Here is a 19,644-nt window from a genome sequence, read left to right as displayed (position 1 = left end):
CTCGGGAATCCCCCCACTTACCCCGTCCCCGCCTCCGTCCCCGTCCCTGCCCCCGTCCTCACCCTCACCCCCGTCACCGTCACCGCCCCCGTCCCCGTCCCCGTCCCGATACGCGTGCGAAGGAGCCCGCGATGAGCGAGATGATCACCGCGGACCTGGTCGATCTCGACCTGTCCGCCGAAACCAAGGAAGCGGCGGCCCGTTCCCTGGCCGAGCGCATGGTCGCTCTGGGCCGGGTCACCGACCTGGACGGCTTCCTCGCCGACGTCGCCGCCCGTGAGGCGCAGATGCCGACCGGGCTCGACGGCGGCATCGGCATCCCGCACTGCCGCAGCGCCCATGTCACCGAGCCGACGCTCGCGTTCGGGCGCGCGGCCCGTGGCATCGACTTCGGCGCCGCCGACGGGCCCGCCGACCTGGTGTTCCTGATCGCCGCGCCCGCCGGGGCCGACAGCGACCACCTGACCATCCTGTCCTCGCTCGCCCGGCAGCTGATGGACACCGCGTTCACGGGCGCGCTGCGTGCGGTGGACGACAGGGAGCGGGCGGCGGCGCTGATCCGGGGGGACGCGCAGTCCGGGGCGGAAACGGAGTCCGGAGCTGACACGGAGTCCGGGGCAGACGCGGAGTCCGGGGCGGAAGCGGGCTCCGGGGCTGGCGCGGAGTCCGGGGCCGGCGTACCGGCTGACGTGTCCGCCTCCCCGGGGTCCGAACAGGCCCCCGCCGGCGCCCCGTTCAAGATCGTGGCCGTCACCTCCTGCCCCACCGGCATCGCCCACACCTACATGGCCGCCGAGTCCCTGGAGAACGCGGGCCGCGAAGCCGGTGTCGAACTCGTCGTGGAGACCCAGGGCTCGGCCGGTTTCACCCGGCTCGACCCGGCCACCGTCGCCGCCGCCGACGCCGTGATCTTCGCCCATGACGTTCCCGTACGGGACAAGGAGCGGTTCGCCGGGAAGCCGACCGTCGACGTCGGCGTGAAGGCGGGCATCAACCGCCCGGCCGAGCTGATCGCCGAGGTGCGCGGCAAGGCCGAGCGCGGCGAGGTCTCATCGGGCGCCGCCGCGACCCCCGTGGAGAACGCGGGCGACGAGGGCGACGGCTACGGCACCAAGCTGCGCAAGTGGCTGATGTCCGGCGTCAGTTACATGGTCCCGTTCGTCGCCGCGGGCGGTCTGCTCATCGCCCTCGGCTTCGCCATCGGCGGCTATGAGATCGACCAGGCCAAGTCGGTCGCCGAGCACTTCGTGTGGACCGAGGCCGCGAGCTGGGCGGCGCTGCTCTTCCAGACCGGCGGGCTCGCCTTCTCCTTCCTGGTACCGGTGCTCGCCGGATACATCGCGTACGGCATGGCGGACCGTCCCGGCCTGGTGCCCGGTTTCGTCGGCGGCGCCGTCGCCGTCACCATCAACGCCGGCTTCCTCGGCGGCCTGGCCGCCGGTCTGATCGCGGGCGCCACCGTCATGGCGATCCAGAAGGTCAGGATCCCGGCCGTGCTGCGCGGGATCATGCCGGTGGTGGTGATCCCGCTGATCTCCTCGGCGGTGGTCGGCTTCCTGATGTTCCTGGTGGTCGGCAAGCCGATCGCGTCCCTGCAGAGCGGCCTCACCGACTGGCTGGAGTCCCTCACCGGCGCCAACGCGATCATCCTCGGGGTGATCCTGGGCCTGATGATGTGCTTCGACCTGGGCGGACCGCTCAACAAGGTCGCGTACGCCTTCGCTGTCGGCGGTCTCGGTGCGAACGCCACGGAGGGCAACCTCAAGGTCATGGCGGCCGTGATGGCGGCCGGCATGGTGCCGCCGCTGGCCATGGCCCTGGCCACCACCGTGCGCGGCAAGCTGTTCACCAAGGCCGAGCGCGAGAACGGCAAGGCCGCCTGGGTGCTCGGCGCCTCCTTCATCACCGAGGGCGCCATTCCGTTCGCCGCGGCCGACCCGCTGCGCGTGATCCCCGCCTCGATGGCGGGCGGCGCGGTCACCGGCGCTCTGTCGATGGGCTTCGGCGCGACCCTGCAGGCCCCGCACGGCGGCATCTTCGTGGTCCCGCTGATCGGCCAGCCCTGGCTCTATCTGGTGGCGGTCCTCGCCGGTACGTGTGTCTCGGCGGGCCTGGTCATCCTGCTCAAGGGGATGCGCAAGCCGGTCGCGGCCGCCGCCGGAGCGGAAGCCGCACCCGAGGCGGAGACGCTGCCCGCCGAGCCGGTGAAGGAGCCGGTCGCGGTCTGAGCGCAGCGTGCTCCCCGGAGCCCTGTCACCCCCCGGAGCCCCGTCGCCCCTCGGAGCCCTGTCACCCCTCGGAGCCCTGTCACCCCTCGGAGCCCTGTCGCCCCTCGGAGCCCTGTCGCCCCTCGTGGCGGCGGGGCTCCTGCGCGTACCCGGCATGTGCGAGATAGCTCACTTCGGGACCAAAGTCCCTTTGCGGCCCTGTCGTAGGTCCTGGTCGGTGTTGTCTACTGACCCGCATGTTCGATCAGATCTCGTTCCTCCAGCAGATCGGCCTGTCCGTCCTCGTCGTCGCGACCGTCGTCTGGGCCGTTGGCCTGGTGCGGATGCTGCGCAGGGACCGGTTCGAGGTGACGGTCTGGCGTGAGGGCCAGTCGTTGTACGCGATGCCGCGGCAGACCTCGCATCCCGTCGAGACGGTGGAGCTGTCGGCCGCCGAGCGGGACGCTTTCGCCACGCTGGTACGGCAGTTGACCGACGGGCGTCCCTGAACCCTCTGCGGCTCAGGTCGTACGGGTCGGGTCGGAGTCGTCAGGTCGTACGGGAGAGGCCAGGTCGTACGGGACGGGCTGTCAGGTTGTACGGGACGCGCGTCGTTCCATCGCCGTGCGTGCCATGTCCTCGCTGACGTACACCTCGCACATGTGCCTGCCGTCGGGCGTCGCCGTGTGCTCGACCTCCCACAGGCTGATCTCGCGGCCGTCGGACAGCAGGAACGCGTGCTCGTACAGCGCGAAGCCGAATCTGGCCGCGCTCGCCCGGCAGGGATGCCCGAAGGCCTGGGTGATCTGGTGCGCCAGGGCCTTGCGCAGGAGGAGGGCGATGTCCTCGCCGGGCCGGTCGGTGTTCTCCGCGCGCCGCAGCAGACGTCTGGCGTGGTCGGCCGAGTCGTCAGGGGCGTAGGCCCGCTGCAGTGGGGCCGGGGCGACGACCAGACGGAAGGCGTCGGGCGGCAGCGGCTCGCAGAGCATCCCCTGGCCGTCCGCCCCCTCGCAGTCGGCGCCGCAGCCGCCGGGCACCAGACGGGCGGCGGCGACATGCGCCTCTTCTTCTTCCGTGTACAGCTCATGGCTGAGTTCGGTGCGCGGCTCGCCGTCCGGGCCTGTGTTGTGCCGCAGCTCCCAGAGGGTGAGGGCCTGGCCGTCGGCCAGCAGGAACGTATGACGGTAGGTCTCGCGGTGCCGCCGCGCGCTGTGGTGCGCGGAGCGCAGCGAACTGTCGAAGGTGAGTGCCGAATCGAGCCGGGCTATCGTCTCGTCGGGCAGCTCGAAGGAGTTCAGGGCGCGGCCGAGGAGCTTCTCGAGGTGCTCCTCGGGTGTCTCGTAAGGAACGCTCAAGGCATTCTCCCGGCGTCGCTCGCGTCGCTGCTTGTCACCTTGTGACCGCTCACCGTAGCCCCTCTTCAGGACATCGTGTCCGGGGTTCGGGAAAACGTACGAGAGGGCTTGGAAGTTCCCGCGCCCGCGCCGCAGTTCACGCCGCCGCGCGCACTACGGCGCCCCCGCATACAGCTCCTCGTACGCCGGGAACACGCCGCCCGGACCGTCCACCGACTCCGCCGCCGTGACCGCCCGCACTATGGCGCGGGTCACCGTGTCCGCGCCCGCGGCCAGGATCGCGTTCAGGGTGGTGAGGGCCGCCAAGTCACTCTCGGGCAGCGGGCGTTCGCCGGTGGCCAGGGTGAAGACGGTGTCCCCGTCGTGCAGCAGATGAACGGGGCGGATGGCGCGGGCGAACCCGTCGTGGCTGGTGCCCGCGAGCTTCTGGGCCTGGGCGCGGGTGAGCGGGGCGTCGGTGGCCACTATGGCGAGGGTGGTGTTGAGGGGGGTGCCGGGGCGGATGGTCTTGTCGGGGGTGCCGGGGCGGGCGTCCGCGGGACCCTGCCCGGCACTCTCGGCGCCCTCGGCACTCTCGGCGCTCGATGTGCTCTGGCGGCGCGTCGACTCGGCGCGCGCGGCGGCCAGTTGTCCGGTTGCGCGGGCGTGCGCGTCGGCCTCGGGGTAGCGGACGGGACCGCCCTCGAAGTAGCGCCCGTACAGCACGCCCGTCTCCGGGTCGGCCACCGCTCCCACCGCGTTGACCACGGCGAGGGCGCCGACCGTGTGCCCCGATTCCAGGCGTACGGACGCCGTGCCCACGCCGCCCTTCAGGCCGCCCGCGACCGCCCCCGTGCCCGCGCCGACATTGCCCTGCGCGACCTCGGTGGACGCCGCGTCGGCCGCCTCCCGGCCGAGCTCCGCCCCTGGGCGCGCCCGCCAGTCGCCGCCCCTGCCCAGGTCGAAGAGGCAGGCCGCGGGCACCACGGGCACGACCTGTCCGGGGCCGCCCACCGGGAAGCCGCGGCTCTGCTCCTCCAGCCAGGCCATGACGCCGGCCGCCGCGTCGAGTCCGTAGGCGCTGCCGCCGGTGAGGACGACGGCGTCGACGCGCTGGACGAGGTTGCGCGGGTCGAGGGCGTCCGTCTCCCGGGTGCCGGGGCCGCCGCCGCGTACATCCACCGCCGCGACCGCCCCGCCCTCGGGCGCGAGCACGACGGTCGTACCGGTGAGCCAGCCGCCGCCCGACCGGGTGGCATGGCCGACGCGCAGGCCAGGGACATCGGTGAGGGAATCCATGGGATCAGCCTATGGATCCAGCCTGTTGAGGATCAGGCGGGTCGGCCCGCGCCCGCCGGCCCGTCTCCCGAGTCGCCCGCCGGCCCGTCTCCCGAGTCGCCCGCGGGGCCGTCTCCCGAGTCGTCCGCCGAGCCGTCTCCCGAGTCGTCCGCGGGGTCGCCCGCGAAGTCGCGTCCCGAGTCGCCCGCGGCGGCCGTCCGCGCCGAAAGCGTCGTCCCCACCACCACCGTCGCCGCCGTCACCAGACCCGTCGCGAGCACCGCCCAGTGCCCCGCGAACGTACAGGCGAGCACGGCCAACGCGCTGACCGGAAGCACCAGTTGCTGGGCGAGGCCGATCTTGAAGTAGCGGGAGTGCAGCGCCCACACCGTCAGCAGATACAGCGCCGTCGGCACGGTCACCGCCGCCGAGGCCGCGAGCGTGGAGATATGCGCCTTGTGCACCGTCTCCTCGACGGCGACCTCCAGGCCCGCACCGATCGCGGCGGCCGAGGCGAAGATCAGGTAGTGCCCGTAACCCCACAGGAAACCCTGCCGGTTGGAGCGCAGATGCCCGTGGATGGGCACGACGAAGTAGATCCACCAGGCGGCGAAGACGATGAGCAGACCGCCCGCGGCGACCGGGAGCAGATCGTCGAGCGCGTCGTTCTCGTCGATACCCGACTTCACGGCGACCGTGGCCGCGGCGATGGTCTCGCCGAGCACGATGATCGTGAGCAGGCCGTAGCGCTCGGCGATGTGATGCGGATGCCACGAGGTGGAGAAGTCCCGCTCGGCGACCGCCGGTACGGACATCTCGGCGACCACCATCGCCAGGAACACCCAGGCGCGTGCGCCCTCCGGCACGAACAGCAGGGCCAGCCAGCCGACTTGGCACAGCAGCACCCCGCCCGCGTACCGCAGCGCCGTCCGCCGCTCGGCCCCCGACGCGTCGCGCGCGGCCCGCAGCCACTGAGTGACGAGGGCGAGGCGCATCACCAGGTAGCCGAGCCACACCACCAGGAAGTCCTGGTCCTGGAAGGCCTTCGAGACCCCGGCGGCGAGGATCAGCACACCGGCGATCTGGACCAGGGTGACGACACGGTAGGCGGCGTCGTCGTTGTCGTACGCGGAGGCGAACCAGGTGAAGTTCATCCACGCCCACCAGATGGCGAAGAACACCATCGCGTAGTTCAGGACGCCCTCGCCCGCGTGCCCCTCGGCGACGGCGTGCACGAGCTGCACCCCCGCCTGGGCGATCGCCACCACGAAGCAGAGGTCGAAGAACAGCTCCAGCGGGGTCGCGGCGCGGTGCGGCTCATCGCGGCTGCGGGCCGTCATCCGGCGCAGCGGGGAGAGGGCAGGGGGACGGGCCGGACCGGCAGGCGTCGTCGTCATGCACGACAGGGTGCCAGGGGGACGGGTGAGGGACGACGAGGCGGCGAGCGGTGTCGCGCGGCGCCGTGGCGGTTGCCCGTGGGGCGCTGTCCGGGGGCCCCGTCCCGGCCCCGGCGCACTCGGTGAGCGCTACGCCGCCAGCCGGGCCGTCGGTGAGCGCTACGCCGCCAGCCGGGCCGTCTGGGCCGTCCGGGCCGTCCGCGCCGCCGCACCCTCCGCTTCCACCGCGCCCGCGTACCGGCGAAGGACGAGGCGGGCGATCCGCGGGTGGTCCGCGAGCGGCTCGGAGACCGCCCAGGCGTACGCATGATCAAGGGCGTAGGTGAAGCGGCCGGGCGCGAGCAGAAACGTGGCGACGGCGATCCGCCGGTGCCCCGCGGCACGCAGCCGCTCCACGGTGTCGGGCACGTTCGGCTCGGCGGACGAGCAGTAGGCGGGGACCACGGGCACCGGGCCGCGCTCGGCGTCGAGCAGTGTGCGCAGCTGGGCTGCGGCGGCCTCCGCCCCGTCGTTGCCGCCTTCGCGCGTGGAGCCGGCGGCGGCGAGCACGACGGCGTCCGCGCGCCCCCCGGCCGGGCCCTCCGCCTTCCGCAGCCGGCCGTACAGAGCGAGGGCCACATCCTGCTCGCCGCTCAGTCCCGCGGTGAGCGTGCAGCTCAGCGGCCGGGGGGCGGCGACGGTCGCCGGGATGTCGACGGTGCGGTGGAAGCCGTCGCCCAGCAGCAGCGGTACGACGACGGCGCGGCGCCGGCCGGCGTGCGCGAGGTGGTCGAGTGCCTGCCCGAGTGAGGGCCGCTGGATGTCCAGATGTCCCACCACGGGCCGTATGCCGCCCATCGCCTCGACGGCGTCGCACAGCCGCCCGATGGTCGCGCCCGCGGCGGGCACGGCGCTTCCATGGACAGCGAGTACGAGGGTGGGACTGGTGACCATGTCTTCGACGGTACGAGCGCGGACGGGGGTGTGGGATCGGCCACATGGCCTGACTTGGGGCGGGCCGTTGGGCCCGCCCATGAGCCTGTGGCCATCCGCAGCGGTCCGTACCCGCAGGACTTCCGTATCTGCGCGAGGGGCCGCACGTCCTGTGCAGAGGGGCCCTTATCGGCGCGATGCCCCGTGCCGCGCGGCCTAACGTCGAAGGTGGACGACCCCCACGTACGACGGAGCGTGAACCCCCATGTCGCAGACCCTGGTACTCATCGGCCACGGCATGGTGGGCCAGCACTTCCTCGAAGTGCTGGCGGACCGTGGCGCCCTGTCCGCGCAGGACGGCAACCCGGGGTGGCGGGTGATCGTCCTCGCCGAGGAGGACCGCGCCGCGTACGACCGCGTCCATCTCTCCTCCGCCTTCACCGGCACCGGAGCGGACGAACTCTCCCTCACCGACGAGGAGTTCATCCGCCGCCACGGCATCGATCTGCGCCTTGGCGACCCGGCCGAGCACATCGACCCGCTCGCGCGCACCGTCAGCACCACGTCCGGCGCCGTGGAGTCGTACGACGCGCTGGTCCTCGCCACCGGCTCGTACCCCTTCGTGCCGCCCATCGACGGCGCCGACGCCCCGGGCTGCTTCACCTACCGCACCCTCTACGACGTGCAGACCCTCACCTCGTACGCCGAGGGCGCCCGCACCGGCGTGGTCGTCGGCGGCGGGCTGCTCGGCCTGGAGGCGGCGGGCGCCCTGCGCACGCTCGGACTTCAGACGCACGTCGTGGAGTTCGCCTCGCGACTGATGCCGCTGCAGGTCGACGACGGCGGCGCGGCCGCCCTGCGCGCCACCATCGAGGACATGGGCGTGGCCGTGCACACCGGGGTCGGCGCTAGCCGCGTCGAGACCGACGGCGACGGTGTGACGCGCGCGCTGCGGCTGTCCAACGGCGAGGAGATCAACGCCGACATCGTGGTGTTCTCGGCCGGCGTGCGCCCCCGCGACCGGCTCGCCCGTGAGGTCGGCCTGGGCGTGGGCGACCGCGGCGGTGTGGTCGTCGACGAGCACTGCCGCACCACCGACCCGTACATCTACGCCATCGGCGAGTGCGCACAGACCGCCGACGGCCGGGTCTACGGCCTGGTCGCACCCGGCTACCAGATGGCCGAGGCCGCCGCCGACGCGCTCGCGGGCGACGGCACCAAGGTCTTCACCGGCGCCGACACCTCCACCAAGCTGAAGCTGATGGGCGCCGATGTGGCCTCCTTCGGCGACCCGTTCGCCCAGTCGTCCGGCGTGGACGGCAAGGGGCGGGCCGTGTCCGTGGTCTTCTCCGACGAGCGCGAGGGCGTCTACAAGAAGCTGCTCCTCGGCCCCGACGGCCGGCTGCTCGGCGGCATCCTCGTCGGCGACGCGGAGGCGTACGGCTCGCTCAAGCCGCACACCGGCAAGCAGCTGCCCGCCCCGGCGGAGGCCTATGTTGGACCGGCGACCGCCGCCGACATCCCGGGTGCGGACGCGCTGCCCGACGACGCGGTGGTGTGCTCGTGCCACAACGTCACCAAGGGCGCCGTCACTTCGGCCATCGCCGCCGAGGGCCTCACTGACGTCGGCGGCATCAAGCAGTGCACCAAGGCCGGTACCGGCTGCGGCGGTTGTGTCGGCACCCTGCAGGCCGTGCTCGACGCGGAGCTCGCCGCCGCGGGCATCGAGAAGCCGAAGGGCCTGTGCGAGCACTTCGCCCTGTCCCGCCCGGAGATCTACGAGGTCGTACGCACCGAACACATCCGCTCCTTCACCGAGCTGATGGAGAAGCACGGCACGGGCGGCTACGGCTGCGCGGTCTGCAAGCCGGTGGTCGGCAACGTCCTCGGCACGCTCGCCCCCGAACTCGGCCTGAGCCATATCCTCGACGGCGAACAGGCCACCCTGCAGGACTCCAACGACCTCTACCTCGCCAACCTGCAGAAGGACGGCACCTACTCGGTCGTCCCGCGTGTCCCGGGCGGCGAGATCTCGCCCGAGGCACTCATCGTGATCGGCGAAGTGGCCCGTGACTTCGGGCTCTACACCAAGATCACGGGTGGTCAGCGCATCGACCTGTTCGGCGCCCGAGCGGAGCAACTCCCGGACATCTGGCGCCGGTTGGTCGACGCCGGCATGGAGTCCGGACACGCCTACGGCAAGTCCCTCCGTACGGTGAAGTCCTGCATCGGCTCCCGCTTCTGCCGCTTCGGACAGGGCGACTCGGTGCAGCTCGCCATCGACCTGGAGCTGCGCTACCGGGGCCTGCGGGCGCCGCACAAGATCAAGGGCGGTGTCTCCGGCTGCCTGCGTGAGTGCGCCGAGGCCCGCGGCAAGGACATCGGCGTCATCGCCACGGCCAACGGCTGGAACCTGTACGTCTGCGGCAACGGCGGCACCACCCCGCGCCACGCCGACCTGCTCGCCGCCGACCTGGACGCGGCCGGGCTCTTCCGCCTGATCGACCGGTTCCTCATGTACTACGTGCGCGAAGCCGAGCGCCTGGAGCGTACGTCCGCGTGGCTGGAGCGCCTCGACGGCGGGATCGAGCATCTGCGCGAGGTCCTGGTCGAGGACTCGCTCGGCCTGGGCGCCGAGCTGGAGGCGCAGATGGACCGCCATGTGGCCGCCTACCAGGACGAGTGGGCCGCCGTGCTCGCCGACCCGGAGAAGCTGCGCCGCTTCAAGCCGTTCACGGCCGCACCCGAGGACGGTGTCTCCTTCGGGGACGGCGACCCCCTGCAGGGCGAGGGGGAGCTGGAGCCGGGCCGCGGCCGGGTGGCCCTGCTGCCCGACGGCTCGGAGGTCGCGCTCTTCAAGGACGGCTCGGGCAAGGTGTACGCGGTCGGCAACCGCGACCCCTTCTCCGGCGCCGACGTCATCGCCAACGGCATCATGGGCTCCGTCGGCGACATCCCCGTCGTCACGTCCCCCATGCACAAGCAGGTCTTCGACCTGCGCACGGGCGTCTGCCTCGACGACCCGGAGGTCTCGCTTCCGGTGCTTTCCGCGCAGGCGGCGGCCGAGGCCACCGCGCACCAGGTCCCGTAGCCGACCGCCCGGGCCCTCTGGTCGACAGCGCGTCGGCAAGGACCAACGGCGGGCCGTTCCCGGGGCTCCGGGGGACCTAGGGCGGCCCGCTAAGAGGGACCTAAGCCAGACGGCACACACGACGAATTCCCCTTATTCTTCCCGTAATTCACATACACCCTGGATAGGTAAGGATTCCCCTCCTCACCACCAGGAACGACGCCATGAGTCCTGCCGTAAAGGAAGCGACCGCGAGCGCGGAGCGGTCGTACGACCCCGCGCAATACCGCCCCGGCCGCACCATCACCGACTGGGAGCCGGAGAACGAGCTCTTCTGGAAGTCCACCGGCAAGCGGGTCGCCACCCGCAACCTGTGGATAGCCGTCCCCGCCCTTCTCGTCGCCTTCGTGGTGTGGCAGGTGTGGAGCGTCACCGCAACGAACCTCAAGGACGTCGGCTTCGGCTTCAGCACCTCGCAGCTGTTCTGGCTGACCGCGATCCCTGGTCTGACCGGCGGTACGGCCCGGATCTTCTACACCTTCCTCGGCCCGAAGATCGGCCAGCGCACCTTCACCGCGCTCTCCACGGTCGTCCTGGTCGTCCCCCTGCTCTGGCTCGGCTTCGCCATCCAGGACACCTCCACCTCCTTTGCGACGATGGCGATGATCGCGGCCCTGTGCGGCATCGGCGGCGCCAACTTCTCCTCGTCCCTCGCCAACATCGGCTTCTTCTTCCCGAAGTCGCAGAAGGGCAACGCCACCGGCATCAACGGCGGCCTCGGCAACCTCGGCGTCTCCGTCGTCCAGCTGCTCACCCCGATCTTCATCACCAGCTCGGTGATCGCCATCGGCTCGGCCCAGCACAAGGCGGACGGCTCGGCGGTCTATCTGCAGAACGCCGCGTTCGTCTGGGTCCCGGTCCTGATCGTCCTGGCCGCCGTCGCCTGGTTCGGCCAGAACAACCTGAAGTCCGCCTCCACCTCGTTCAGCCAGCAGAAGGTCATCTTCAAGCGCAAGCACAACTGGGTGATGACCTGGCTCTACGTCGGCACCTTCGGCTCCTTCATCGGCTTCGCCGCCGCCCTGCCGATGCTGATCAAGACCACCTTCCCGGACTACTCCGTGGCCACATACGCCTGGATGGGCCCGGCGCTCGGCGCCCTCGCCCGCTGGGCCGGCGGCTGGATCGCCGACAAGCTGGGCGGCGCCCGGGTCACCATCCTGTCCTTCGTGGGCATGGCGGCCTCGATCATCGGCGTCATCAACTTCCTCCCCTCCGGCTCCGGTTCGGGCAACTTCACGGGCTTCTTCCTCTGCTTCCTCGCGGCGTTCTTCTTCTCCGGCATCGGCAACGGCTCGACCTTCCGCCAGATCCCGGTGATCTTCCGCAACCAGCACCTGAAGGGCCTCACCGAAGGCACCCCCGAGTACGCCAAGGCCCTGAAGCAGACCGAGATGGAGGCCGGCGCCGTCACCGGCTTCACCGCCGCCATCGCCGCCTACGGCTTCTTCTTCATCCCGGCGCTCTTCGCCAACTTCGCGGTGACCAGCGCGATGTGGGGCTTCGTCGCCTTCTACGCCAGCTGCATCGTCGTCACCTGGTGGTTCTACGCCCGCAAGGGCGCCGAGTCGCCGAGCTGACCCCACGGGGCGCGGGCCGGGCGGGGACTCCTGTCCGGCCCGCACCCATGTCCGCGCCCGCGCGCGCCGCCCCTGCCCACATCCCCCTGCCCACATCCCCCTGCCCACACCACCCTGCCCACACCACCCCGGAAGGCCGGTCACCCGATGCTCGGCATGCTGCTCCAACTCGCCGTCATGATGGGCGCGATCGCCATCGGCTCCCGCAAGGGCGGCGTCGGTATGGGCCTCGCGGGCGCCGTCGGGGTGTTCGTCCTGGCCACGGTCTTCGGTGTGGCGCCCGCCGACACCTCCGGCATCGTCGACGTGATGCTGATCATCCTCGCCGTGATCATGGCCGCGGCGGCCATGGAGTCGGCCGGCGGCATCGACTATCTGGTCGGCGTCGCCGAGCGCGTGATCCGTCGCAAGCCCTCCCGGGTCACCTTCATCGCCCCGGTTGTCGCCTGGCTGTTCACCCTCGGCGCGGGCACCGCCCATGTCTTCTACCCCCTCCTGCCGGTCATCCACGACGTGGCCCGCGAGGGCGGCGTACGCCCCGAACGCCCCATCGCCGTCTCCTCCATAGCCGCCACTGTGGGCATCACCGCCTCTCCCGTCTCGGCCGCGATGGCCGCGATGATCGTGCTCTTCGACAAGGACGGCTGGGGGCTGCCGAAGATCATGGCCGTCGCCGTACCGGCCACCTTCGTCGGCGTCCTCGTCGCCGCCACGGTGCAGAGCCGTATCGGCAAGCCGCTGCACCAGGACCCGGAGTACCTGCGCCGCCTGTCCGCGGGCGAGATCGAACCGCTCCCCGCCACGACCCCTACGGCGAGCGTGCCCCTCACAGGGACCGCGACCGTCACAGCGACCGAGACCATTACGGCAGCCCCCACCTCCACCCCTGCAGCGCCGACCCGGGCCACCAACTCCCCGCGCCCTCGTGCCCGTTGGTCCGCCCTTCTCTTCCTCGGCGGAGCCGTGGCCGTCGTCGTCAGCGGGCTCTTCCCGGCTCTGCGCCCCGAGGTGCCGAAGGCCGCGGGCGGCGGGGTGCAGCCGCTGTCCATGCCCGCCACCATCGAGATCCTGATGATGGCCGTCGCGGCGCTGATCCTCCTTCTCTGCAAGGTGGACGCCAAGAAGATCCCCGGCACCGACGTGGCCCGCTCCGGCCTGGTGGCCGTCATCGGTGTCTTCGGTCTGTCCTGGCTCGGCCTGTCCTTCATCGGCGCCAACGAAGCGCGGATCACCGACGCCCTCGGCGGTATCGCCCGGTCCCAGCCCTGGTTCTTCGCGGTGATGCTCCTGGTGCTCTCCGCGCTGCTGTTCAGCCAGGCCACCACGACCAAGGCGCTGATGCCGCTCGGTCTGGCCCTCGGCATCCCGGCCCCGCTGCTGATCGCCATGTGGCCGGCCGTGAACGGCTACTTTCTCCTCCCCACCTACGGCACCTTCATCGCCGCGATCAACTTCGACCGCACCGGCACCACCAGGGTCGGCCGCTTCGTCGTCAACCACTCCTTCATGATTCCGGGCCTGATCACGACGGCCACCGCCGTCCTCACCGGCTTCGGCATCGCGGAACTACTGGCCTGAGCCCCGCCGAGCCTTGGGAAACCCTCCCCGCCCAAGAAACTTGTGAAAGCATTCACAAGCGCACTACGGTCCAAAGTCCCGGGCAAAACCGCAGGTCAAGCCTGCAGCCAAGGAAAGAACGCGGTGGCGCCCGGGCCCTCCGGCCCAATTTCGGGGACCAACGCCGAGCAAAATGATCGATCAGCAGCAGTGCAATAGAGGGGAGCGAAGGCACAGCGACCGGAAGGTGTGCATCATGACCGCAACTCCCGCGGAGAAGACGGCGAACGGCGAGGCCTGGGACGGCTTCAAGGGCGGGCTGTGGCGGGACGCCATCGACGTCCGCGACTTCGTCCAGCAGAACTACACCCCGTACGAGGGCGACGACTCCTTCCTCGCGGGCCCGACGGAGCGCACCACGGCCCTGTGGAACAAGCTCCTCGGCATGTTCCCGCAGGAGATCGAGCAGGGCATCTACGACGTCGACGTGAAGACCCCGTCGCGTATCGACGCCTTCAAGCCGGGCTACATCGACGCCGACAAGGACCTGATCGTCGGCCTCCAGACCGACGGTCCGCTGAAGCGCGCGATCATGCCCAACGGCGGCTGGCGCATGGTGGAGACGGCCCTCAACGCCTATGGCTACGAGGCCGACCAGGACGTCAAGAACGTCTACACCCACCTCCGCAAGACCCACAACGACGGTGTCTTCGACGCGTACACCCCTGAGATCCGCGCCTGCCGCTCCTCCGGCATCATCACCGGTCTGCCGGACGCCTACGGCCGCGGCCGCATCATCGGCGACTACCGTCGCGTCGCCCTCTACGGCATCGACCGCCTCATCGAGGACAAGAAGGCCGTGAAGGCCGAACTCGACGCCGAGTGGCCGACCGAGGACGTGATCCGCGAGCGCGAGGAGACCTCCGAGCAGATCAAGGCCCTGGGCGAGCTCAAGGCGATGGCGCAGTCCTACGGCTACGACATCTCCCGCCCGGCCGCCAACGGCCGCGAGGCCGTCCAGTGGCTGTACTTCGCCTACCTCGCGGCGGTCAAGGAGCAGAACGGCGCGGCCATGTCGATCGGCCGCATCGACAACTTCCTCGACATCTACCTGCAGCGCGACATCGAGAGCGGCGTCCTCACCGAGGAGCAGGCGCAGGAGTTCATCGACGACTTCGTCATCAAGCTCCGTATCGTCCGCTTCCTGCGCACCCCCGAGTACAACGAGCTGTACTCCGGCGACCCGACCTGGGTCACCTGGTCCATGGCCGGCATCGGCGAGGACGGCCGCCCGCTGGTCTCCAAGACCACGTTCCGCGCGCTGCAGACCCTGTACAACCTGGGTCCGGCGCCGGAGCCGAACCTGACCGTCTTCTGGTCGCAGCAGCTGCCCGAGGGCTTCAAGAACTACGCCTCCAGGGTCGCCATCGACACCTCGGCCATCCAGTTCGAGTCCGACGAGCTGATGCGCCCCAAGTACGGTGACGACACCGCGATCGCCTGCTGCGTCTCGGCGATGGCCGTCGGCAAGCAGATGCAGTTCTTCGGTGCCCGTGTGAACGTCGCCAAGGCGCTGCTCTACGCGATCAACGGCGGCCGCGACGAGAAGTCCGGCAAGCTGGTCGTCGAGGGCTTCGAGCCCATCCAGGGCGAGTACCTGGACTACGAGACGGTCGCCAAGCAGTACGAGGACATGCTCGGCTGGCTCGGCAAGACGTACGTGCACGCGCTGAACGTCATCCACTACATGCACGACAAGTACGCCTACGAGCGCATCGAGATGGCGCTGCACGACCGCGCGATCCTGCGCACCATGGCCTGCGGCATCGCCGGTCTCTCGGTCGCCACGGACTCGCTGTCGGCCATCAAGCACGCCAAGGTCAAGGTCATCCGTGACGAGACCGGCCTCGCCGTCGACTACGTGATCGAGGGTGACTACCCGGCCTACGGCAACAACGACGACCGGGCGGACGAGATCGCCGAGCGCATCGTCACCGACTTCATGAACAAGATCCGTCAGCACCCGACCTACCGGGGCGCGGTGCACACCCAGTCGGTCCTGACGATCACCTCGAACGTCGTCTACGGCAAGAAGACCGGCAACACCCCCGACGGCCGTCGCTCCGGCGAGCCCTTCGCCCCGGGCGCCAACCCGATGAACGGCCGGGACGAGCACGGCTACATCGCCTCCGCGATGTCGGTCGCCAAGCTCAACTACGACGACGCCGAGGACGGCATCTCGCTGACGAACACCATCACCCCGGACGCCCTGGGCCGCACCCCCGAGGAGCGGATCGCCAACCTCGCCGGTGTCCTGGACGGCTTCATGGCCAGCGACGGCTTCCACATGAACGTCAACGTCCTCAACAAGGCGACCCTCGAGGACGCCATGGAGCACCCGGAGAACTACCCGCAGCTGACCATCCGGGTCTCCGGCTACGCGGTGAACTTCGTCCGCCTGACGCGCGAGCAGCAGCTGGACGTCATCAACCGCACCTTCCACGGCTCGCTCTGAGCCACCGGCTTCCCCCGGGCGTCCGCGCCGGGGGAGGCCGCCCAGAACTCGCGGCCCCGGGGCCGGGCCCTCACTCCGGCCCCGGGAGCCGCGAACTCCAACTCCTCCCAGGAACACCGGAGTTCTGCCATGACTGTCCTGCTCGGCCAGAACATCGCTGCTGCCGCCACCCCCGCCGCGGCTGCCACGCACCGCCCCAGCGATGGCTCGGTCCACTCCTGGGACCTGTCGACCGGCGTCGACGGACCGGGCACGCGCTTCGTCACGTTCCTCTCCGGCTGCCCGCTGACCTGCCTGTACTGCCACAACCCCGACACGTGGAAGATGCGCAACGGCAAGCGGACGTCGGCCGACGACATCATCGCCGAGGCCCGTAAGTACACGAAGTTCATCGCCGCGTCCGGTGGCGGTGCCACCATCTCCGGCGGCGAGCCGCTGCTCCAGCCGGTCTTCGCGGGCGAGCTGCTGCACCGGATGAAGCACGAACTCGGCCTGCACACCGCCCTGGACACCTCGGGCTTCCTCGGTGTCCGCGCCACCGACGCGCTGCTCCGCGATGTCGACCTGGTCCTGCTCGACATCAAGTCCTGGGACCGCGAGACCTACAAGAAGGTCACCGGCCGCCCGCTGCAGCCCACCCTCGACTTCGCCCACCGCCTCGCCGACCTCGGCAAAGAGGTGCATGTGCGCTTCGTGCTCGTCCCGGGACTGACCGACGACCCGGCCAATATCGAGGGCGTCGCCGCCTTCGCCGGCTCGCTCGGCAATGTCTCCCGCGTGGACGTGCTGCCCTTCCACAAGCTCGGCGAGGGCAAGTGGCAGGCGCTCGGCATGAACTTCACGCTGCACGACACCCCCTCGCCCGACCCGGAGCAGATCGCCTTCGCGAAGGGCGTCTTCGAGGCCCACGGACTCAAGGCGGTCTGAGCCCGGCAGCCGCCGCGGTACCCCGTTCGGCCTACAGCGCAGGCGAGCTGACCAGGGCAAACCTACGGTGGGCCTGTGAGCACTCCTACCACCGGGCAGGCAGGCGCTGACACCTACCGCCCCGGTTCCACGATCGCGGACTGGCGCCCCGAGGACACGTCCTTCTGGCAGTCCGTCGGCCGCAAGGTGGCCAACCGCAACCTCTGGATCTCCATCCCGGCGCTGATGCTGGGATTCGTGGTCTGGCAGGTCTGGTCGGTCACCGTCGTCAGGCTGGGTGACGTCGGCTTCGGCTTCTCCAAGTCCCAGCTGTTCTGGCTGACAGCCATTCCCGGCATCACCGGTGGCACCTTCCGGATCCTCTATACGTTCATCGGGCCGATGTTCGGTGAGCGGAAGTTCACCGCGCTGTCCACGCTCGTCCTGGTCGTGCCGATGCTGTGGCTCGGCTTGGCGCTGCAGGACACCTCGACGCCGTACTGGGAGATGGCACTCATCGCCGCCGTCTGCGGCATCGGAGGCGCCAACTTCTCGTCCTCCATGGCGAACATCGGCTTCTTCTTCCCCAAGCGCGAGAAGGGCAGCGCCAACGGCCTCAACGGTGGTCTCGGCAACCTGGGCGTGAGTGTCGTCCAGCTGGTCGCGCCCCTGGTCGTCACGGCCGCGGTGCTCGGCGCCCCGGCCGGCGACCCGCAGCGCGACACCGTGAAGAACAAGGACGTCTGGCTCCAGAACGGAGCGTTCCTCTGGGTGCCGCTGCTGGTGATCATGGCGCTGCTCGCCTGGTTCTTCATGAACGACCTGAAGGTCGCCGCAGCCCCCTTCAGCCAGCAGAAGGTCATTTTCAAGCGCAAGCACAACTGGCTGATGACCTGGCTCTACGTCGGCACCTTCGGCTCCTTCATCGGCTTCGCCGCGGGCCTGCCCATGCTCATCAAGGACAACTTCCAGGCCCAGGGCTACCAGGCCACCACCTACGCCTGGATCGGTCCCGCCGTCGGCGCGTTCACCCGCTGGGCGGGCGGCTGGCTCGCGGACAAGGTCGGCGGCGCGCGGGTCACCATGCTGTCGTTCGTCGGCATGGCCGCGTCCCTGGTCGTCGTGATCATGGCGCTGCCGCACAGCGGTGACCAGGGCAGCTTCTGGGCCTTCTACATCGGCTTCCTGTGCGCGTTCTTCTTCTCCGGCATCGGCAACGGCTCGACCTTCCGCCAGATCCCGGTGATCTTCCGCAACCAGCACACCCAGGAGGCCGCTGACAAGGGCCCGGACGCGCAGGCGGCCGCGCTCAAGCAGTCCGAGATGGAGGCGGGCGCGGTGACCGGCTTCTCCGCCGCCATCGCCGCCTACGGCTTCTTCTTCATCCCCGCGATGTTCGCCAACTTCTCCGTCACCAGCTCGCTGTGGGTCTTCATCGCCTTCTACGTGACCTGTCTCGCCGTGTGCTGGTGGTTCTACGCCCGAAAGGGAGCGGAGGCCCCGAGCTGACCCGGCAGGGGTGTGTGCTGTCCAGGGGAGGGTGCGCGGGCGGACCGCACCGGCCAGGGCGCCGTACCCTGGAGACATGAGCAGTACCGCCCCCACCCCCGGACCGCGAGACGCGAAGCCGCCGCGCAAGGCGAAGCCCGAGCCGAGGCCGGCGCTGAACTTCGACGATCCGCTGGACCAGCAGTCCGCGGACGACACGGACCGGGGGTGGGGCGAGCGGCCGAGCGCCGGCGACAGCGCCTCGGACCTCGCCCGCTTCCTCGACGAGAAGCCGCCCCACCACCTCTGAGGGGCCGCTACTTCCCGGTGTCCACCGGACCGCCGGACCCGGATCCGCCACTGCCCGTGGTGCCGGCGCCGCCCGGACCCCGCTGCGAGACCAGCGCGTCCCGGATCTCCTTGAGCACCTCCAGCTCGGTCACGTCGAGCGTCTCCTGCACACCCTCCTTGGCCTTCCGGCGCTCCTCGACCTTCGCGAGGTACTTCGCCATCGGCAGGACCATGAGGAAGTAGACGACCGCCGCGGTGATCACGAAGCTCAGCGTGGCGCTGAGGACCGAGCCCCACATGATGGGGATGCCGGTGGCTTCGCCCGTCTTGGCGTCGAACGTGCACGGCGCCTTGAGGCAGGAGCTGTACTTGTCGAGATCCTTGGTGCCGAACGCTCCGACGAGCGGGTTGATGACCCCCTTCACCACCGAGTTCACGATGTTGGTGAACGCGGCGCCGATGACCACCGCGACGGCCAGATCGATCACGTTCCCACGCATCAGGAACGCTTTGAAGCCTTCCCAGACGCTGGGCTTCTTCTCCTCGCTCACCACGGAGCCCTTCTACGCATGTGCAATTGACCGTGCCATTAGGCCCGGTGCGACAGAGCTCCGTCCAATCAGCACACACGATCAGGTGAGTTGAAGAATTACGGCTGCGGCTCAGCACACGACCACCGCCAATCTGGAGTTCACGCCCGCGCCCGCCAGCTCCGTCGCCGCCGGACGCGGTACGGAGAGCACGACCAGAGCGCCGTCCTGTGCGGCCGCGCCACCGCGCCCGAGGACCTTGCTCACCCGGGCACCCGCGACCACCCGCGAGGCATCGCCGCCCGATGCGGGCGCCGCGATGACGTCGACACGGTCGCCGGGGCGAAGCAGCCGCACCGTCTCCGCGTCCGCGATGCGCACCGCGGCCGTCACGAACCGGGCCGGGTGCCGCCCGGGCCCGGCCGCCGCGGCCGCCTGCTCCCGCGCGCCCGCACTTCCGAAGTCATAGGGCCCCGCGGCGGCCAGCGCGGCCGCCGCCAGCGCGAGGCCGGCGGCCAT

General features: G+C 70.5%; 15 protein-coding genes. 9 read left to right on the top strand and 6 right to left on the bottom strand.

The window, feature by feature from the left end; translation table 11 throughout:
- Nucleotides 1–131 precede the first annotated feature (131 nt).
- Entirely contained in the window at nucleotides 132–2,228 is a 2,097-nt protein-coding gene (locus tag ACFQVC_RS18555; protein WP_381831568.1) for a PTS fructose transporter subunit IIABC, read from the top strand.
- 236 nt (nucleotides 2,229–2,464) lie between these two features.
- Nucleotides 2,465–2,716 carry a hypothetical protein gene (locus ACFQVC_RS18550; protein WP_381831567.1) on the top strand — a complete coding sequence of 84 codons (252 nt, stop codon included), beginning with the start codon at nucleotides 2,465–2,467 and terminating at the stop codon, nucleotides 2,714–2,716.
- Between the two features lie 81 nt (nucleotides 2,717–2,797).
- Here the strand turns inward: ACFQVC_RS18550 and ACFQVC_RS18545 are convergent, their stop codons facing one another.
- The 4 genes from ACFQVC_RS18545 to ACFQVC_RS18530 all read right to left on the bottom strand — a co-directional run bounded on the left by ACFQVC_RS18545 (nucleotide 2,798) and on the right by ACFQVC_RS18530 (nucleotide 7,149).
- On the bottom strand, nucleotides 2,798–3,562 hold the full coding sequence (locus ACFQVC_RS18545) for a DUF6227 family protein (protein WP_381831566.1): 765 nt from the start codon (nucleotides 3,560–3,562) through the stop codon (nucleotides 2,798–2,800).
- A 153-nt stretch (nucleotides 3,563–3,715) separates the two neighbouring features.
- Nucleotides 3,716–4,840, bottom strand: a complete 1,125-nt coding sequence (locus ACFQVC_RS18540; RefSeq protein ID WP_381831565.1) for a P1 family peptidase — start codon at nucleotides 4,838–4,840, stop codon at nucleotides 3,716–3,718.
- A gap of 32 nt (nucleotides 4,841–4,872) precedes the next feature.
- The gene (locus ACFQVC_RS18535) at nucleotides 4,873–6,216 is read right to left on the bottom strand and encodes a low temperature requirement protein A (protein ID WP_381831564.1); all 1,344 of its coding nucleotides are present in this window, start codon (nucleotides 6,214–6,216) and stop codon (nucleotides 4,873–4,875) included.
- Between the two features lie 159 nt (nucleotides 6,217–6,375).
- Nucleotides 6,376–7,149, bottom strand: a complete 774-nt coding sequence (locus tag ACFQVC_RS18530; protein ID WP_381831563.1) for a sirohydrochlorin chelatase — start codon at nucleotides 7,147–7,149, stop codon at nucleotides 6,376–6,378.
- A 244-nt stretch (nucleotides 7,150–7,393) separates the two neighbouring features.
- Between ACFQVC_RS18530 and nirB the strand changes: the two genes are divergently transcribed.
- The 7 genes from nirB to ACFQVC_RS18495 all read left to right on the top strand — a co-directional run bounded on the left by nirB (nucleotide 7,394) and on the right by ACFQVC_RS18495 (nucleotide 18,614).
- Nucleotides 7,394–10,219, top strand: coding sequence for a nitrite reductase large subunit NirB (gene nirB, locus ACFQVC_RS18525; protein WP_381831562.1), 2,826 nt, complete (start codon nucleotides 7,394–7,396; stop codon nucleotides 10,217–10,219).
- A gap of 203 nt (nucleotides 10,220–10,422) precedes the next feature.
- A complete protein-coding gene (locus ACFQVC_RS18520; RefSeq protein ID WP_381831561.1) occupies nucleotides 10,423–11,838 on the top strand; it encodes a NarK family nitrate/nitrite MFS transporter in 1,416 nt (471 codons plus the stop codon).
- Nucleotides 11,839–11,994: 156 nt separating this feature from the next.
- Nucleotides 11,995–13,416 carry an anaerobic C4-dicarboxylate transporter gene (locus ACFQVC_RS18515; protein WP_381831560.1) on the top strand — a complete coding sequence of 474 codons (1,422 nt, stop codon included), beginning with the start codon at nucleotides 11,995–11,997 and terminating at the stop codon, nucleotides 13,414–13,416.
- 235 nt (nucleotides 13,417–13,651) lie between these two features.
- Nucleotides 13,652–15,910, top strand: a complete 2,259-nt coding sequence (gene pflB, locus ACFQVC_RS18510; protein ID WP_381831559.1) for a formate C-acetyltransferase — start codon at nucleotides 13,652–13,654, stop codon at nucleotides 15,908–15,910.
- Between the two features lie 129 nt (nucleotides 15,911–16,039).
- Nucleotides 16,040–16,837, top strand: a complete 798-nt coding sequence (pflA, locus tag ACFQVC_RS18505) for a pyruvate formate-lyase-activating protein (RefSeq protein WP_381831558.1) — start codon at nucleotides 16,040–16,042, stop codon at nucleotides 16,835–16,837.
- 75 nt (nucleotides 16,838–16,912) lie between these two features.
- A complete protein-coding gene (locus tag ACFQVC_RS18500) occupies nucleotides 16,913–18,325 on the top strand; it encodes a NarK family nitrate/nitrite MFS transporter (protein WP_381831557.1) in 1,413 nt (470 codons plus the stop codon).
- Between the two features lie 76 nt (nucleotides 18,326–18,401).
- Nucleotides 18,402–18,614, top strand: coding sequence for a hypothetical protein (locus ACFQVC_RS18495; RefSeq protein ID WP_381831556.1), 213 nt, complete (start codon nucleotides 18,402–18,404; stop codon nucleotides 18,612–18,614).
- Between the two features lie 7 nt (nucleotides 18,615–18,621).
- Here ACFQVC_RS18495 and mscL read toward each other — a convergent pair whose 3' ends face one another.
- A complete protein-coding gene (gene mscL, locus ACFQVC_RS18490; RefSeq protein WP_381831777.1) occupies nucleotides 18,622–19,146 on the bottom strand; it encodes a large conductance mechanosensitive channel protein MscL in 525 nt (174 codons plus the stop codon).
- Between the two features lie 111 nt (nucleotides 19,147–19,257).
- Nucleotides 19,258–19,644, bottom strand: coding sequence for a hypothetical protein (locus tag ACFQVC_RS18485; protein ID WP_381831555.1), 387 nt, complete (start codon nucleotides 19,642–19,644; stop codon nucleotides 19,258–19,260).

Source organism: Streptomyces monticola, from assembly GCF_042665355.1.
In the GTDB taxonomy this organism is placed as follows: domain Bacteria; phylum Actinomycetota; class Actinomycetes; order Streptomycetales; family Streptomycetaceae; genus Streptomyces; species Streptomyces monticola.
This window is presented reverse-complemented; position numbering and strand designations above follow the sequence as displayed.

What these genes read in the sequence shown, in the direction of transcription:
- ACFQVC_RS18555 (WP_381831568.1), top strand. Translation starts at nt 132, where the DNA reads ATGAGCGAGATGATCACCGCGGACCTGGTCGATCTCGACCTGTCCGCC.
- ACFQVC_RS18550 (WP_381831567.1), top strand. Translation starts at nt 2,465, where the DNA reads ATGTTCGATCAGATCTCGTTCCTCCAGCAGATCGGCCTGTCCGTCCTC.
- ACFQVC_RS18540 (WP_381831565.1), bottom strand. Translation starts at nt 4,840, where the DNA reads ATGGATTCCCTCACCGATGTCCCTGGCCTGCGCGTCGGCCATGCCACC.
- ACFQVC_RS18535 (WP_381831564.1), bottom strand. Translation starts at nt 6,216, where the DNA reads ATGACGACGACGCCTGCCGGTCCGGCCCGTCCCCCTGCCCTCTCCCCG.
- ACFQVC_RS18530 (WP_381831563.1), bottom strand. Translation starts at nt 7,149, where the DNA reads ATGGTCACCAGTCCCACCCTCGTACTCGCTGTCCATGGAAGCGCCGTG.
- nirB (WP_381831562.1), top strand. Translation starts at nt 7,394, where the DNA reads ATGTCGCAGACCCTGGTACTCATCGGCCACGGCATGGTGGGCCAGCAC.
- ACFQVC_RS18520 (WP_381831561.1), top strand. Translation starts at nt 10,423, where the DNA reads ATGAGTCCTGCCGTAAAGGAAGCGACCGCGAGCGCGGAGCGGTCGTAC.
- ACFQVC_RS18515 (WP_381831560.1), top strand. Translation starts at nt 11,995, where the DNA reads ATGCTGCTCCAACTCGCCGTCATGATGGGCGCGATCGCCATCGGCTCC.
- pflB (WP_381831559.1), top strand. Translation starts at nt 13,652, where the DNA reads ATGACCGCAACTCCCGCGGAGAAGACGGCGAACGGCGAGGCCTGGGAC.
- pflA (WP_381831558.1), top strand. Translation starts at nt 16,040, where the DNA reads ATGACTGTCCTGCTCGGCCAGAACATCGCTGCTGCCGCCACCCCCGCC.
- ACFQVC_RS18495 (WP_381831556.1), top strand. Translation starts at nt 18,402, where the DNA reads ATGAGCAGTACCGCCCCCACCCCCGGACCGCGAGACGCGAAGCCGCCG.
- ACFQVC_RS18485 (WP_381831555.1), bottom strand. Translation starts at nt 19,644, where the DNA reads ATGGCCGCCGGCCTCGCGCTGGCGGCGGCCGCGCTGGCCGCCGCGGGG.